Raw genomic sequence first — 16,256 nt, forward strand, 5'->3', positions numbered from 1 at the left:
TACTAGACAAACTTATCATATATTTCGTTACTGGCATAAGCTGACAACCGGCGTAAGTAAATTTCCATTGTTCTATGCTCAGTAAAACCGTTCTGTATCTGTAAGGTACGTTCATTGATCCCCAATCCAACGGCTCTAATATTTCCGGTATGCTTCCACCCATAAAGCGTGTATTTTCCTACTATTCCCAACTCATTTAAGATTTTCTTGTGCCGGTAGTAAAAGCACCCTTTACCTACCGGGATTGCTCCTGGTGTTCCTTCTGACCCAAATACATAAAAGTGAGACGCATAATTGCGGACCCCCAATGCGTTTATTAACTCTTCAAGTGGTTTAGGTATAGTAGGGGTTTTTATACGTCTGGTCTTGCTGTTCTCGGGCTTTATTACAATAGCCCTTGGCTTTATATCTCCGACCTTCAATAATCTAACCTCTTTACCTGGCCTTGAAAAGGTATAATGAATCATGTAGATGTATAGTAACAGGTAGTAATCTTGTTTTTCAATGACCTTGCCAAAAATATCAGCAACCTGCTGTTCTGTATAAGGTTCATGTAATACAGATTCAACCTTTGGTACTAGCTTTAAATGCTTCGCTGGACTGTCTTTAATCTTTGCCCAACCGGGGTCTGTAAGTTGATAAAAGAAGCTCTTGAATTGAGCAATTTCCTTGTTTCGGGTAGTAGGGTCTTGATACTGTTTAAGCAAGTGAATCCTATACTGTTCACACATAACCGGCGTAAACTTTTTGGCAGGTAGATCACTCCAACCCTTTTCTAACAGGAACGCTTTAAAGTTGGCGCCACTGTTTCGGTACACTTTGTAACTGTCAGGTCTTAGGTAGGATTCTTTGTACGAAAGGTATTCTTCCAAGTCTTGTAGGATGGTGGTCATTCGAAGAATTTTATTAATCGCGGAATATTTAAACACAAAACGCCCGTCAGGGGTTACCTGACGGGCGTTATCTTTGCAAAATGCAAATGGTGGAGATAGTCGGATTCGAACCGACGGCCTCTACAATGCCATTGTAGCGCTCTAGCCAACTGAGCTATACCCCCGCGTTTTGTGGGTGCAAATATGAGGAATTTGTTGATTCCTGTCAACTTTCCTCCTAAACTTTTTGCATAAAAAAAGGCCCTGAAAGGCCTTTTTACTCAAATTCAGCAGGTTATCGGTTATTGCTCCAGCATTTCGGCATCCGCAATAATATAATTCAGTTCGTAAATATTATCGGCGTTCAGCTTCAGCGTACCGCGGAACGTACGACGCTCATCGGTTTTAAACTTACGGCCCGATTTCTTAAACTTCAGGGCCACGACTGACTCCGGTCCGGCACCACCGCAGAAGAAACAGGCACTGTACGGGAATGCCGACAATACATATAAATTCGCTTCCAGGTCAACCGGCAGTACGTATCCTGTCAACTCTACAGGCTTTCCGTTCAGCTTCTGCACACTCGGCCCGAACGTTGGATACAACATATAGACTGACTCTTCGGGATACCATTTCTTTTTGAAAGTCACATCACGCAGAGTTTCCCAGGTCAGCTTAACCGGCTCGAACGTTGCCGGACGGAAACCAGTCAGAAAAATTCCCAGAAGGGTTGTTAAAAGCACTAAACGCTTCATAGAGTTATCAAGGTCAGCTTGTTCAATGAGTACGTAAAAATACAAAGCTTGGTTCCAAAGCGAAAACTTTCGCCGCCGCTATGCCGAAAAATTAAGAACTATTTTCAAATTGCTGTAGTTTTATGGGCATAACCGGCCCGAAAGCCGGTTTTTCAGCTTACCAATTAATAGATAAAGTTGATAGATTTTATAAACTAAACCACAGTTCATTATGTCACTCCGCTTAGGCGATATCGCTCCTGATTTCAGCGCCGATACAACACAAGGCCCTATCAATTTTCACGAATGGCTCGGTAACTCATGGGGTCTTCTTTTTTCACACCCGGCCGACTTTACGCCGGTGTGTACGACCGAACTAGGCAGAACTGCACTTTTGAGAGGCGAATTCGAAAAACGTAATGTTAAGGTAATCGCCGTTTCTGTTGATGATCTGGAATCGCACAACCGCTGGGTACCGGATATCAATGAAGTCAATAACACTGAAGTTAACTTCCCGATCATTGCCGACGAAAACCGGCATGTGGCCACGTTATACGACATGATTCACCCGAATGCCAGCGAAAAGGCAACGGTTCGTTCGGTGTTTATCATCGGTCCGGACAAAAAAATCAAGCTGACACTGACGTATCCTGCCTCTACAGGCCGGAATTTCAACGAGATCCTGCGCGTAATTGACTCGCTTCAGCTGACTGCCGACTACCAGGTTGCGACACCGGCCGACTGGAACGAAGGGGAAGACGTGATTGTGACGCCGGCCGTGTCAAACGATCAGCTGGAAGGTAAATTCCCGAAAGGCGTTACGTTTGTGAAGCCCTATCTGCGGGTTACCCCTCAGCCCAATAAATAACCGGTTGTGTAATCCGGTTGTATGAAAGGTGAGCGAATGGCTCACCTTTTGTATTTTTAGGGCCCGAAATTGCTCATTCATGAAAAGCCGCGTACTGACCCGCATTCTGGCCCGCCGGAATGCCTTCTGGATTGCCATCTTCCTGCTGATTCTGTCGGCCTGGTGGCTACTGCGGTCATGCTTTGGCGAACCCAATAAAGACTGGCGTTTTGTTAAAGCCTTCGGTATTAAGATGCCGATGCACTTTGCGCTGCATGGCATTGATGTCTCTAAACACAACCGCCGGATCAACTGGACCAAAGTGAAGAACATGGAGGCCGGTGGCGTAAAGATTCATTTTGTTTTCATCAAAGCCACGGAAGGTGCCACGCTGAGTGATAAACAGTTCAAGACCAACTGGAAAGAAGCTAAAAACGCTAATATTTTACGGGGAGCCTACCACTTCTACCACCCGACCCGCGACCCGATTAAACAGGCAAACAATTTCATCAAGCTCGTTTCCTTGTCGAAAGGCGACTTTGCGCCCGTGCTGGATTTTGAAGTAGTCAATGGCGTTCCCGACGACGAACTGGTTGATGGCCTGAAAACCTGGCTGGAGGCTATTGAGGAGCATTACGACATTAAGCCGATTATTTACACCAACGCAACATTGTATAAACGCTATATCAAAGGCAACTTTGATAAGTACCCGCTCTGGATTGCCGATTATTCAAATACCCACCTTAACAAATACGACGAAGACCAGCTCTACATCTGGCAGCATAACCAAAGCGGCTGGGTTGACGGGATTCGCGGGAAAGTTGATTTTAATGCATTTGTCGCTGAACCCGACCGGATTACGGAGATTTGTCTGTAATTTCTTTTAAACCACAGAGTACACGGAGTGATGGCACAGAGTTACACAGAGAATCTTTTACCTTTCCTGATGTCCTGATTGTCCTTACCGTTTTCTCATGGCACAGATGCCGGTCCCCATTTCACTCTTTATCTCTTTCACTCTTTATAAAACGCCGAAAGCGTCCTGCGAAAAACAGGGCGCTTCAGGGTGGTGTAGAGTAATCGGAGCGTGGATAAGCCGGCTATTGATGCCTGCATTGCCGATTCATTTTTGGTATGGATTTTAAAGAATCAGCAAAACTTGCTAAGTTGTGTTGTGCTTTAAAACTTGTTACAAATTTACATCGGTGCGTATTAACCAATATCCCCTACCCTGGGGGTATTTAGCCTTATACGTAACCGTGCTTACTATTTTATGCAGCTTTTTACCGTTGATGAGGAATACAAGCGTATCCAGACATTTGTAAATACCCTTTACCCAAATCCCGATTCGTTTCAAAAAGTTATTTCGCCCGAGCAACAGGCCGGGGAACTTACCAAACTAAAACAAGGCCTGCGCACAGAGCAATTCTTTTTCGTCGTTGACTTTGTTACCCTGACGCTATCACATGCTACCGGCCTCGGTGCTCTTGGCTACAGTGATGACAGCTTTACTTTCCGGAAATACCTTAGTATGATTCCCAATGGCGGTATGTTGCAGCTGATTACGTTACTGGGCAAGCAGACATTCCGTATGGCCGATAATACCTCAACGTCTTTCCTGAGTCCGAAACTCGTTTCCAACATTCCGCTGCAACATGCCCGCGGCCGAACGCTGTTGCTGAAACGAACCATTTCGCCCTGGCAACTGAATCAGGACGGTAAAATTACGGCTTACCTCTCTGAATTTGTTATTCTTAAGGATTACGAGGGTGAACCACTGAATCCGCGGTTCCTCGACGTTGATCCCGTCAAAGAGGAAGCCTATAATCAGATTATCCGGCAGTTGTTTGCAAACCTTCCTGCCAAACAGAACCTGTTTTCTCCGAAGGAAATGGAGATTCTCCGGCTTTATGCCGCTGACCAGCAAGGTGCACTTACGGCAAAAGAAATCGCCCAGGCGACGCAGACACAACCCATGACGATTCAGGGGTATCACAAAACCATTCTGACCAAAGCCAAGCAAATGTTCGGGGAAGACCTGCCGGTTAAAACCGCCCGCGATGTCAGTACATTTCTGCAGAAAAACCGGCTGTTATCCTAAAAACCGGGTATGGGCCAGCGGTTCGAGAATAAATTTCCGGACCATGGCCCGTACCAGCCGCGTACGCATCCGCCGGATGGGGGTAGTATAAATTTCAAGGAGCTTTCCGTTGTCATTCGTCAGGCCACTACCGGTAAACACCTCTCCGTGATAGAATGAATTTGACATAACCATTTTCTGGAGCCTCTTGACTTTTTTCTCAATACTCCCGCCCATTAGAACCGTTTTGCCGGTTCCGATAGCCAGTTGTCTGGCCTGATTCAACATCACAAGGTAGAATTGTAACTTCCGGCGGAGCGGCAACCCCGGCTTCAGCCAGTTGCAACACGACTCAACAATGTCGGCGGCATCCAGATCACCGGCATCCAGCAGCTTTTCGGCCAGACCGGGTTTGAGGTAGGAAAAGTAACGGAGCGGCTGCCGGTCGGCGGTATTCAGCACAAAGCCACCGACGCATTCCCAGCCGCGGTAAAACTGGATGACATGCGCCGCCCGAAGATACCTCATCGGTACGTCATTACCCGACATGCGCCGGTAAGCGTCACGGAAGCGGATCAATTCCGATTCGGTGTCCACAACAGCAACGTAGGACGGAAGCGGCTGAGCCCGTTCAGTCGCATAATTATCAACAAAAATTTCAGGAAGAACAGGTAGTGCGTAGGTGTTTTCCATAGGCATCCAGTGCAGGCGTTCAATGTAGATTTGTGTGAGAAGGTGGGGTGAAATGCCCCTCGTTTAGTACACTAAAATACGTATTTTTTAGCGTTAAAACAAGGTTTCCGGGCTTCTCAGAGCACTTTTTCCGACATTAAACCCGTTCTTATCCGACACATTTTCCCGGCTTCAATGCCGTTATTTATACCGGTCTGAGCAGCAGTACGCTTCTCGTTACCGGCAAAATTCCGATATTCGCCCATCAAACAAACCACTGAATTTAGCCCATGCTTACGAATCATTCCTTTTTGAACCTGCCGGCCTATGCGCAGCTGAAAAGCCATTTTGCCGACATTGAGCCGCAACACCTGCGCGATCTGTTTGCCGGAAACCAGGAGCGCTTTGCACAGTTCTCACTGCGTTTCGAGGATATGCTGGTCGACTTTTCGAAAAACCGGATTACGGCCGAAACCCATACCCTGCTGGTTCAATTAGCTGAACAGGCCGGGCTGAGCGAGGCAATCGGCAAAATGTTCGGCGGAGATGCCATCAACGCCACCGAAGGAAGGGCAGTTCTGCATGTGGCCCTGCGCAACCGGTCTGACCGGCCAATCCTGGTCGACGGCAAGGATGTAATGCCTGACGTAAATGCGGTGCTTGCCCAAATAAAGACCTTCACAGAACGCATTGCTTCCGGCGACTGGAAAGGCTATACCGGCAAAGCCATTACCGATATCGTAAACATCGGAATCGGCGGATCGGATCTGGGTCCGGTCATGGTAACCGAAGCGCTCAAACCGTATGCTTTACCGAACCTGAACGTCCATTACGTATCCAACGTCGATGGCGTACATATTTACGAAACACTGCAAACCGTTAATCCGGAGACGACGTTGTTCATGATTGCGTCGAAAACCTTTACCACTCAGGAAACAATGGCCAACGCCCACTCGGCACGGAGCTGGTTCCTCGAAAAAGCCGGTGACGAATCGGCCGTGGCGAAGCACTTCGTAGCGATTTCGACCAATAAAAAGGAAGTGGAAAAATTCGGCATCGATCCGGAAAACATGTTTGGTTTCTGGGATTGGGTCGGCGGCCGCTACTCCCTGTGGTCAGCCATCGGGCTGTCGATTGCCTGCTACATTGGTTTTGATAACTTCATTGAGCTGCTGGATGGTGCCCATGCAATGGACGAACACTTCCGGACCGCCTCTTTTGAGCAGAATATTCCGGTAACACTGGCCTTGCTTGGCATCTGGTACAATAATTTCTTCGGTGCCCAGTCGCAGGCTATCTTACCGTACGATCAGTATATGCACCGTTTTGCGGCGTACTTCCAGCAAGGTGATATGGAAAGCAACGGCAAATCGGTCGACCGCGACGGCAATCCGGTCGATTACCAGACCGGCCCGATTATCTGGGGCGAACCGGGCACCAACGGGCAGCATGCGTTTTATCAGCTGATCCATCAGGGCACAAAACTGATCCCGTGCGACTTCATTGCACCGGCCGTCAGCCACCGCCCGATCGGCGAACACCACAAGCTGCTGCTGTCGAACTTTTTTGCACAAACCGAAGCATTGATGAATGGCAAAACTGAAGAAGAGGCGGCTTACGAACTAAAAAAAGCCGGTAAATCACCGGACGAAATTGCGTTCCTGGCACCCTTCAAAGCCTTCTCCGGCAACCGCCCGACCAACTCCATTCTGCTCAAAAAGATCACGCCGCGGTCCCTTGGCAGCCTGATTGCGATGTACGAACACAAAATTTTTACCCAGGGTGTAATCTGGAATATTTTTAGTTTTGACCAGTGGGGCGTTGAGCTTGGTAAGCAGCTGGCAAACCGTATTGTACCTGAGTTAGAGACAGATGACACGATCAGCTCGCACGACAGCTCAACCAACGGTTTGATTAATTTTTATAAGCAGATGAGAAATTTTTAAAACATTGCAACTTACTGCTCTGTTAATGGGGTGTGATCAGCTGATCGCATCCCTTTTTTTTTCGGCTGATCCGCTTAGCTAACTTATCAACTCAACAAACGTTATGAACGCTATGAAAAAGTCAGTATTTGCACTTTGCCTGTTGGGCGCCGGTGCCGTGTATGGTCAGACCATGAACTCTTCGTCGACAACAACAACAACGACGACAACCTATGATTCGACAAACCGTGCGAATAACGGGGCAACCATGAGTACGCCGATGTACAACAACAACACATCGGCTACCGGAACGACTACATACGACAATGGCATGAACAACACAGGCTCGTCGAACATGAACTCGCGGAACAGCTACAACAGCACGACCACGACAACAACAACGACGTCAGATTACAACAGCGACTCAAAAGACCGGACAGGCACACGTGCTGACGGCAAGCAGGGACGTTTCGGTGTGTATGCCGGTGTGAACCTGTCACGCTTCATCAATGAGCCGATTCCTGACAACGCTTACCGCGCAGGCTGGCAGGCAGGTATCTACGGTCGTTCGGGTGGTACAGTATTTGGCCAGATTGGTCTGGAATATCGTAACTCTACCTCGAACCTGGTTCGTACCGGAACCGGCACAACGCCAGGCTCGGTAGCAAACGAAGTACGTGGTAAAATCGATCAGCACTTCCTGGCCATTCCTGCCTATGTAGGTCTGCGTGTGGGTGGTGTAGCTGGTCTCCGTATTCAGGCAGGTGCCGAGCTGGCATCACTGGTAGCGATTGGCAACAACAACTTCCAGCTGGGTAAAGACGATCTGAACCGTACGATCCTGAACGGTCTGGTAGGTGCCGGTGTAAACCTCGGCCCGCTGACACTGGATGCTGTGTATAACCACGGTTTCGCCAATGTATTCGACAATGGTGCAGATACAAAACGCCGCCTGTGGGCATTTAACTTAGGTTTCCGCTTTTAATAAGCGTGCCGGATTATACTTCATCGCTGGCTGCCCGCAACAGGGCAGCCTTTTTTATTGCTTTTCGCTGGAACCAACAAACAATACAGGCATATCCCTGTTAAATTGATAGATTAACTCAATACGTTATGAACAACAAATGGACACTTTTACTGCTGGCAGCAACAACATTCGGTTTATCGGATGCTGCTTTCGGGCAGCGCTCGTATGACTCAAACCGCAACGGACGCGGCTATGAAAACGATTACCCGCGCCGGTATGACGACCGATACGACCGCCGGAATGACAACTACCGCTCACAGCCGGACGGACGTGAATTACAACGGGCTTACGATGAAGGCTATCAGGACGGCAAGCGCGACGCCAGAGAAATGCTGCGGTCAGACTACAACCGTGATCGGGAACGCGATCAGGCGAAAGAAAAGGATAACCGCAAGTCAGACTATAAAAACTTTACCTTCGGAATTTACACCGGCGCGAACTCTACCCGGTTTGAAGGTGAAGACGTAAACGGCGATGCCCTGCGGGGGCGTCTGGGCTGGCAGTTCGGGGCATTCGTACGCGGCGGCGGCCGGCTGTACGGGCAGCTGGGAGCCGAGTATCTGACGTCGAGTTCGGACTTCTATCAGGCCGGTGACGGCGCTTCGGTAGACGACATTACTTCCCGCATCGACCTGCGTTATGTACATGTACCGGCTTATATCGGCTTCAAACTGGCCGAATCAAAGCGGGGTGTTTCAGCCGTACGCCTCCAGCTGGGTGCCGAATTTGCGACGCCGGTCGGCAATAATAACAGCAAGGACTTTGGTTTCGAACGCAATGATTTTCAGAATGCAACGCTGAGCGGGCTGGCCAATATCGGCTTTGATGCAGGTCCGCTCTTCCTGGATCTGGTATATCACCACGGATTTGCCGATGTACTGAAAGAGCAAAGCAACTCAAAACGCCGGATTCTGGGCGTAAACGTCGGTCTGAAGTTTTAACCAACACATTCCGGATAAGGCAACTGGTCGGTTTATGGCTAAGGTAGTTTATCTTCCTAGCCGTAAACCGACTATCTTTGTTTTATGAACACCTTATTTCCCATCTTTGTCAAGGCTGAACAGCTCCGGATGCTTATTGTCGGGGGCGGGTATGTTGGTCTGGAAAAAGTAACGGCTGTGCTGTCTAATGCACCGGCCGCACCGGTAACGCTGGTTGCCCCCGAAATTCGGGACGAAATCCGCGAGCTCGCCTGCCAGTATCCGAACCTTGAGCTGGTTACAGACCTGTACCACAAAAACTATCTTGCGGGAAAGGATCTTGTTATTGTCGGCACCAACGATAAGGCCGTTAATCAGCAGGTTCAGCAGGATTGTAAGGCGCAGAAGATTCTGGTAAATGTTGCCGATACCCCTGCCCTATGCGACTTTTACCTCAGCTCGGTGGTCAAAAAGGGAGATCTGAAAATTGCCATATCAACCAACGGAAAGTCGCCTACCTTTGCCAAGCGCTTCCGCGAAGTGCTGGAAGAAATTTTACCCGACAGTCTGCAGGAAACGCTGGACAATCTGACGCAGATCCGCAATAAGCTAAAGGGTGATTTTCAGGAAAAGCTTGAGCGGCTCAACGAGATTACCCGCGTCATGAAATAAGCTACCGGTTGCGCAGGATAAAGAAGTAAATAACGCCGGCGAGTGCTACGTAACTGATTACTAACCACTTTTTTTTCTGGTCAAATTCGATCGGCTGGTGGTAATAGTCATATACCATTGACGTCGACAAACCTAATACCATCAGAAAGAACGAGAACACGCCGAAATCTGTTCGGTAGACACTGAAGTCGTGCATGAACCGTGCGCCCGACACGATGTAGAGAAGCCAGAAACCAAAACCAAGCCGGTATAGGTAAACGCTCAGACGACGGTCATTTTTTATATCGAAAAGGTCACTTGAAAATCGTTCTGACATGGCATCCGGTTATTCTTTTTGGTGAAGTTACTAATTTTACAACGTAAAAACAACCATTTTATGCTTGATTCCCAAAGTGTTGATACACCAACCGAATATAATACGATGACGGTTGAACTAGCCCGCGTGGACGATGCCTTTCATTTTGCTGCGACCGGCGTGTCGGGTGTTGCGCTGGATATTGATGCAGCAACTGACATCGGCGGCCACAATGCCGGTGCCCGTCCGATGGAGATGTTGCTGATGGGTCTGGCCGGCTGTTCGGCCATCGACGTGATCTTGATTCTACAGAAACAAAAGCAGGTGATCGAAGATTTTAAGCTGTCGGTATCGGGCAAACGGGAGAAAGGGGCTACGCCTGCTCCGTTTAAAGCGATCCACATTACGTACCGGCTCAAAGGCCAGCTCGACGAAACCAAAGTAAAACGGGCCATTGACCTGTCGATGGATAAATATTGCTCAGCCACGGCCCAGCTCCGGCCAACGGCTGATATTACCTACTCATTTGAGATTACCGCTTAAGTTTCATGCAACAATACCACGACCTGCTGCGCTTTATCCTGAAGGAAGGTACCCGCAAAACCGACCGCACCGGCACCGGCACAATCAGTGTGTTCGGGTACCAGATGCGGTTTAACCTTCGGGAGGGCTTTCCGCTGGTAACCACCAAAAAAGTACACCTGAAATCAGTTATTCACGAGCTGCTCTGGTTTATCAAGGGCGACACGAATATTAAGTACCTCAAGGACAACGGTGTGTCGATCTGGGACGAGTGGGCCGACGAAAACGGCGAACTGGGTCCTGTATACGGTAAGCAGTGGCGCCGCTGGGAATCCCCGACGGGCGAGACCATCGACCAGCTGCAGGATGTACTGAACCAACTCAAAAATAAACCGGATTCGCGCCGGATTATTATTTCGGCCTGGAACCCGGCCGAGGTGCCCAACATGGCTCTCCCCCCCTGCCACGCGTTCATTCAGTTCTACGTGGCACCGGCCGACCCCGAAAAAGGCGAGACCAAAGCCAAACTGTCGTGCCAGCTTTACCAGCGCAGCGCCGACGTATTCCTGGGTGTACCGTTCAATATTGCGTCGTACGCGCTCATGACGATGATGATTGCGCAGGAATGCGGGCTGGAAGCGTACGAGTTTATCTGGACCGGCGGCGATACGCACATCTACCTCAACCACCTCGATCAGGTGGAAACGCAGTTGTCGCGTGAACCACTGCCGCTGCCAACCATGCGGTTAAATCCGGACGTAACGTCAGTTTTTGATTTTACGTACGCCGATTTTACCCTCGAAAATTATGATCCGTATCCGGCCATCAAAGCCCCTGTAGCCGTTTAATATAATGAAAGCGGACACCGTTTCCCGGTGTCCGCTTTGCGCTTAACCTTATGTTCGAATTTCATAAAGACCGTATTGCGTATTTTCACCAGCAAACGATCAATGCCGAGAAGTACGTCATTCCGTTTATCGAAGAGACCTTTGCGCTCCGGCCGGGCATGCGCGTTATGGAGGTCGGTTCGGGTGAGGGTGGCGTACTGAAAGCCTTTACCAACCGCGGCTGCATCGGCGTCGGGGTTGAGCTTGTCGCCAGTAAGGTCGACATTGCCCGCCAGATGATGGCGGAAGAGATTGCGGCCGGCAAGGCGACCTTTTCGCAAAAAGACATTTACCTGGTCGACATCAGACAGGAATTCGGCGACCTCTTCGACCTGATTGTGCTGAAAGATGTGATTGAGCATATTCACGACCAGGAGCGGTGTCTGCAACTGCTGAAAACGTTTCTGAAGCCGGGCGGTGCCATTTATTTCGGATTTCCGCCCTGGCAGATGCCGTTTGGCGGCCATCAGCAGGTTTGCCGTAATAAGCTGTTGTCTACGCTGCCCTATTATCACCTGCTGCCGCGTCCGGTATACGCGGCCTTTCTGCGGGCCTTCGGCCAGGAGCCACGGGATCTGCTGGAGATCAAAGATACCGGCATTTCCATTGAGCGCTTTGAACGGATTGTAAAACGAACCGGCTACCGGACTGCTAACCGCCGCCATTACCTGATCAATCCGATTTACGAGTTTAAGTTCAAGCTGAAACCCCGTGAACAATTCGGCCTGATCACCCACATTCCGTACCTGCGTAATTTCGTAACGACCTGCGTATATTATCTGATTCAACCGGTGTAAATCCGGTTGAATCACCCCCATAAGCCTTTTACCCTTAATTCCTCTAAACCTTTATGCACATCCGGTACATGGTAATGGCTGCCTTGCTGGCAGCTGGTTTTACAGCTTGTCAGCAAGCCCTTAAAGACAATGGATTATCCCTGAAAGGCACCTGGGAGCTGGTAGATGCCACAACGATTGAAAAGGATTCTTCCTATTCGACGTTTGATACCACACACAAGATGATTAAAATCATCAACGACACCCATTTCGCCTTTCTGAACCACAGCGCACAGCCCCCTGCCGACTCAGCAAAGCATTTCTTTTCGGCCGGCGGCGGAACGTATACGTTACAAGACAGTACCTATACCGAGCACCTCGATTATTTCAGCGATCCGGCCTGGGAGCACCATACCTTTGCTTTTACGGTAACCCTTCGTAACGATACCCTGATCCAGAAAGGCGTCGAGAAGGTGGAGAAGCTGGGCATCGACCGGGTGATTATTGAGAAGTACGTGCGGAGTAAGTAGCTTTCAACTACAAAGGCAGTAAGAAATGAAGCAGCACGAATGTTTTCTTTGTGTATCTTTCCAATCTTAGTGCCTTTGTGGCTAATCTCACTGGATATGAACACACCACTCAACAAATTCGATCAGGAAGAGCTTAATGACTGGATACTGGCTGTAGAAAAATCATTTGGGATTGAATTTGCCGAAGGGGAAATCATGGCGACAACCGCTGATGAGCTACACGCCGCTATTATGGCAAAGCTTCCGGAATGGTCAGACAATAGTTGTACATCACAGCAAGCCTTTTATAAGCTCCGGCAAGCTCTCCGTACGGTTTCGTCTCACCACGACATACGGCCATCGACAGCACTCAGCATGATTTTCCCAAAACAGGAAAGGCACGCGGCCGTCCGGCAGCTGGAGCATGAACTCGGCATTTCGGTACACCTGCTGAAACCTCCGGACTGGCTGGTAACCTGCCTTTTTCTTTGCCTGCCGGCATCACCTTTGCTGCTGTTTATCAGTGGACCTCTGTTTGTTACAGTATTCTTTTCGGCTATAGGAGGCCTTTACTTTGCACAAAGCTTGGGCCGGCAGCTGTCAGTAAACACCGTCGGCGACCTCACCAAGCGCCTTTGTCAGGAGCATTATCAGGCTTTTCGCCGGAAGCCGGGAACTATAAACAGGCAAGAGGTGGATATGATCTGCCGGCAGTGGTTCACGAAAGACATCGCAGTTTAACCGCCGGAAGCGTTCAGGTAATCAGGCGATCAATTGCTCCGTAGGAGCACAACAGCGCAGCGTCGGTAACGCCCCAACCGCCACGTATCCATTGCTCCGTAGGAGCATAACAGCGCAGCGTCGGTAGCCCCCCCCCCAAAAAAACGCCCCGCATCAATCCGCCCTGTAGGGGCGGTACAAACGCCGGTTTCGAACCTACGGCACGAGACGGTGATTGGGAACCTCACGGGCGGGCTACCCACGCTCCGCTCTCTTGTCCCTGACGGGACAATTATCCGACAATCCGCTCCATAGGGGCGGCACAAACGCCGGTTTCGTACCTACGGCACGAGACCGTGGCTGGGAACCTCACGGGCGGGCTACCCACGCTCCGCTGTCTTGTCCCTGACGGGACAATTATCTGACAATCCGCTCCGTAGGAGCACAACAGCGCAGCGTCGGTAGCCCCCCCCAAACGCCCCGCATCAATCCGCCCTGTAGGGGCGGTACAAACGCCGATTTCGTACCTACGGCACGAGACCGTGGCTGGGAACATCACGGGCGGGCTACCGACGCTGCGCTGTATTGCCCCTGACGGGACAATTATCCGACAATCCGCTCCGTAGGCGCATAACAGTGAATCGTCATAGAAACTACTGCCGCTGCGACAGCCGGTCGTACTCCCGTTCAATCATGCTCTTTTCATCGCCGCCGTGGTAGACACTGAAATAATGGGAAGCCAGCCCGATCCCCCAACCCAGCGTTGCCCAGATCGGCCACGGATAGATGAAGCCACTCTTATTGAAAAACAAGCTCGTTACTAACCAGATCGACCATAAACCGGCTAACACGATAATGTAGGTGCGGAAGTGCATTTTAAACCCTACGCGTGCTTTAGCCTGACGCCAGATGTATGGGTCGTGTGACATATTGGTTGATGGAGTTTCCATGACTTCGGTTCGTTTAGTAGTTTGGCTGACAGCCTGTTGGCGTGTCATTGATGCATCAAAGGTAGCGTACGGCCCGGCCCGCAGCTATCAGATTCTGACCAATTGCCTAACTTGCGGAGTAAACAGGCTTTTTACCATGACAAACGCTGATATTGTCGATATACTCGAACAAACCACCAAATTGCTGGAACTTCACAACGACGATCCGTTCAAAATACGCTCGTATCAGTCGACTGCCTTTAATCTGGATAAACTTACTGACGATATAACCGGCCTGCCCGCCGCCGAACTTACCAAACTACCTGGTATCGGTAAAAGTATGGCCAACAAAATCCGCGAAATCATTGATACCGGCCACCTGACTGAGCTGGACACCCTCCTGTCACAAACACCTGAGGGTGTGCTGGATATGTTCCGGATTAAAGGCATTGGCCCGAAAAAAATCCGTACGATCTGGCAGGAACTGGGCATCGAAAACCTGCGTGACCTGCAACTTGCCTGTGAAAACGGTCAGATCGCTAAACTCAAAGGATTCGGGGCCAGTACCCAGGAGAAAATCCTTGCCTCAATGGAGTTTCTGCAAAGCCAGAGCGGTAAAATCCGGATGGACAAGGCCGATGCCCTGGCGAATGTCCTGCGGGATGCCATTGCTCCGCAAGTCGACCGGGTAGAAATCAGCGGGCAGGTCCGCCGGAAAGCGCAGGAGGTGGATACCATTCAGCTGCTGATCGGCACCAGCCAGCTGCGGGTTACCATGAACGCCCTGAACACCATTCCGTTTCTGCACCAGAACGAACCTGAATCGTCGCCGTTTGCCTGGCGCGGCACCATGGACGGCACGGACGTGCGCATTGAACTGCTGCTTTACCCGACCAGTCAGCTTGACCGCCAGCTGTTTATGCACACCGCCACCGATGCGCATCTGAAGCAGGCGGGGCAGACAGGCCAAACCTTGTTGCAGGCTGCGATGGCCGGCGACGATGCCACAGAAACCGCCATTTACGAACGGGCCGGTCTTCCCTACATCGTGCCTGAAATGAGGGAGGATGCTTTTGCCTTCCGGTGGTCAGCCTACCACCAGCCGGATGAGCTGGTGACCTGGAACGATCTGCGGGGAACGCTGCACAACCACAGTACGTGGTCAGACGGGAAAAACACGCTCGAACAAATGGCCGATGCTGCCCGTGGGCTGGGTCTAAGCTACTTCGGCATTGCCGACCACTCACAGACCGCAGCCTATGCCAATGGCCTGAAACCCCAGCAGGTGCGGGAGCAACACGCCGACATCGACCGCCTCAACGCACAATACGGCCCTGATTTCCAGATTCTGAAAGGTATTGAGTCAGATATTCTGGGCGATGGCTCACTGGATTATGATACCGAAACGCTCGCGCTGTTTGACTACGTGGTGGCATCGGTGCACCAGAACCTGAACATGGCCATTGATAAGGCAACGGCGCGGCTGATTAAAGCGATTGAAAACCCCTATACCACCATGCTGGGCCACCCGACCGGCCGGCTGCTGCTGGCCCGCGCCGGTTACCCGATTGATCACAAAGCCGTGATCGACGCCTGTGCGGCCCATAATGTCGTGATTGAGATCAATGCCAGCCCGTACCGCCTCGACATCGACTGGCGCTGGATTGATTACGCCATGCAGCAGGGTGTTATGCTCAGCATTAATCCTGACGCGCATAGTACCGACGGATTACAGGATATGCAGTATGGTGTGGCCGTTGGCCGCAAGGGAGGGCTGACGAAAAACATGACGTTTAACGCCCTGACGCTGCCGGAAATCAAAGCCTGGCTGATTAACCGTAAACAGCAGAAAGGCGTATAAAACTAACC

The 16,256-nt window shown here is 50.4% G+C and carries 18 protein-coding genes and 1 tRNA gene; 13 read left to right on the top strand and 6 right to left on the bottom strand.

Annotation, left to right across the window (positions count from 1 at the left end):
- Window positions 1-2: 2 nt before the first annotated feature.
- The 3 genes from AC23NW_RS31600 to AC23NW_RS31610 all read right to left on the bottom strand — a co-directional run bounded on the left by AC23NW_RS31600 (window position 3) and on the right by AC23NW_RS31610 (window position 1,627).
- The gene (locus tag AC23NW_RS31600; protein ID WP_487454583.1) at window positions 3-893 is read right to left on the bottom strand and encodes a tyrosine-type recombinase/integrase; all 891 of its coding nucleotides are present in this window, start codon (window positions 891-893) and stop codon (window positions 3-5) included.
- An 87-nt stretch (window positions 894-980) separates the two neighbouring features.
- Window positions 981-1,057: transfer RNA gene (locus AC23NW_RS31605), tRNA-Ala, on the bottom strand.
- A gap of 117 nt (window positions 1,058-1,174) precedes the next feature.
- Window positions 1,175-1,627 carry a DUF3299 domain-containing protein gene (locus tag AC23NW_RS31610; protein ID WP_487454585.1) on the bottom strand — a complete coding sequence of 151 codons (453 nt, stop codon included), beginning with the start codon at window positions 1,625-1,627 and terminating at the stop codon, window positions 1,175-1,177.
- Between the two features lie 211 nt (window positions 1,628-1,838).
- Here AC23NW_RS31610 and AC23NW_RS31615 point away from each other — a divergent pair, with 211 nt between their 5' ends.
- From AC23NW_RS31615 to AC23NW_RS31625, 3 genes are all read left to right on the top strand, one after another.
- A complete protein-coding gene (locus tag AC23NW_RS31615) occupies window positions 1,839-2,474 on the top strand; it encodes a peroxiredoxin (RefSeq protein WP_293835100.1) in 636 nt (211 codons plus the stop codon).
- Window positions 2,475-2,553: 79 nt separating this feature from the next.
- A complete protein-coding gene (locus AC23NW_RS31620) occupies window positions 2,554-3,330 on the top strand; it encodes a glycoside hydrolase family 25 protein (RefSeq protein WP_293835102.1) in 777 nt (258 codons plus the stop codon).
- Between the two features lie 396 nt (window positions 3,331-3,726).
- Window positions 3,727-4,554 (top strand): hypothetical protein, encoded by an 828-nt coding sequence (locus AC23NW_RS31625; protein ID WP_487454588.1) that lies wholly within the window; start codon window positions 3,727-3,729, stop codon window positions 4,552-4,554.
- Here the strand turns inward: AC23NW_RS31625 and AC23NW_RS31630 are convergent.
- The gene (locus AC23NW_RS31630) at window positions 4,546-5,226 is read right to left on the bottom strand and encodes a hypothetical protein (protein ID WP_487454590.1); all 681 of its coding nucleotides are present in this window, start codon (window positions 5,224-5,226) and stop codon (window positions 4,546-4,548) included. The genes AC23NW_RS31625 and AC23NW_RS31630 overlap by 9 nt on opposite strands.
- Before the next feature lie 269 nt (window positions 5,227-5,495).
- On the opposite strand from AC23NW_RS31630, the gene pgi reads away from it, so the two are divergent.
- From pgi to AC23NW_RS31650, 4 genes are all read left to right on the top strand, one after another.
- On the top strand, window positions 5,496-7,151 hold the full coding sequence (gene pgi, locus AC23NW_RS31635) for a glucose-6-phosphate isomerase (protein ID WP_487454592.1): 1,656 nt from the start codon (window positions 5,496-5,498) through the stop codon (window positions 7,149-7,151).
- 112 nt (window positions 7,152-7,263) lie between these two features.
- Entirely contained in the window at window positions 7,264-8,115 is an 852-nt protein-coding gene (locus AC23NW_RS31640) for a porin family protein (RefSeq protein ID WP_293835109.1), read from the top strand.
- A 128-nt stretch (window positions 8,116-8,243) separates the two neighbouring features.
- Window positions 8,244-9,098, top strand: coding sequence for a hypothetical protein (locus AC23NW_RS31645; protein WP_487454594.1), 855 nt, complete (start codon window positions 8,244-8,246; stop codon window positions 9,096-9,098).
- A gap of 84 nt (window positions 9,099-9,182) precedes the next feature.
- Window positions 9,183-9,749: a precorrin-2 dehydrogenase/sirohydrochlorin ferrochelatase family protein gene (locus AC23NW_RS31650; protein ID WP_487454596.1), complete on the top strand. Its 567-nt coding sequence runs from the start codon at window positions 9,183-9,185 to the stop codon at window positions 9,747-9,749.
- 1 nt (window position 9,750) lies between these two features.
- On the opposite strand, the gene AC23NW_RS31655 is transcribed toward AC23NW_RS31650, so the two are convergent.
- Window positions 9,751-10,065: a hypothetical protein gene (locus AC23NW_RS31655; protein WP_293835114.1), complete on the bottom strand. Its 315-nt coding sequence runs from the start codon at window positions 10,063-10,065 to the stop codon at window positions 9,751-9,753.
- Window positions 10,066-10,125: 60 nt separating this feature from the next.
- Here AC23NW_RS31655 and AC23NW_RS31660 point away from each other — a divergent pair, with 60 nt between their 5' ends.
- The 5 genes from AC23NW_RS31660 (at window position 10,126) to AC23NW_RS31680 (ending at window position 13,479) form a co-directional block, all read left to right on the top strand.
- Window positions 10,126-10,587, top strand: a complete 462-nt coding sequence (locus AC23NW_RS31660) for an OsmC family protein (RefSeq protein ID WP_293835116.1) — start codon at window positions 10,126-10,128, stop codon at window positions 10,585-10,587.
- A 5-nt stretch (window positions 10,588-10,592) separates the two neighbouring features.
- Window positions 10,593-11,414, top strand: coding sequence for a thymidylate synthase (locus AC23NW_RS31665; protein WP_487454599.1), 822 nt, complete (start codon window positions 10,593-10,595; stop codon window positions 11,412-11,414).
- 50 nt (window positions 11,415-11,464) lie between these two features.
- The gene (locus tag AC23NW_RS31670) at window positions 11,465-12,250 is read left to right on the top strand and encodes a class I SAM-dependent methyltransferase (RefSeq protein ID WP_293835119.1); all 786 of its coding nucleotides are present in this window, start codon (window positions 11,465-11,467) and stop codon (window positions 12,248-12,250) included.
- Between the two features lie 53 nt (window positions 12,251-12,303).
- Complete coding sequence (locus AC23NW_RS31675; protein WP_487454600.1) at window positions 12,304-12,759, top strand: DUF4488 domain-containing protein; 456 nt, start codon at window positions 12,304-12,306, stop codon at window positions 12,757-12,759.
- Between the two features lie 96 nt (window positions 12,760-12,855).
- Entirely contained in the window at window positions 12,856-13,479 is a 624-nt protein-coding gene (locus AC23NW_RS31680) for a hypothetical protein (RefSeq protein WP_487454601.1), read from the top strand.
- A gap of 632 nt (window positions 13,480-14,111) precedes the next feature.
- On the opposite strand, the gene AC23NW_RS31685 is transcribed toward AC23NW_RS31680, so the two are convergent.
- On the bottom strand, window positions 14,112-14,408 hold the full coding sequence (locus AC23NW_RS31685) for a 2TM domain-containing protein (RefSeq protein ID WP_293835126.1): 297 nt from the start codon (window positions 14,406-14,408) through the stop codon (window positions 14,112-14,114).
- Window positions 14,409-14,544: 136 nt separating this feature from the next.
- Here AC23NW_RS31685 and AC23NW_RS31690 point away from each other — a divergent pair, with 136 nt between their 5' ends.
- Window positions 14,545-16,248, top strand: coding sequence for a helix-hairpin-helix domain-containing protein (locus AC23NW_RS31690; protein ID WP_487454602.1), 1,704 nt, complete (start codon window positions 14,545-14,547; stop codon window positions 16,246-16,248).
- Window positions 16,249-16,256: the final 8 nt, after the last annotated feature.

The organism is Arsenicibacter sp. R0_47 (genome assembly GCF_057652235.1).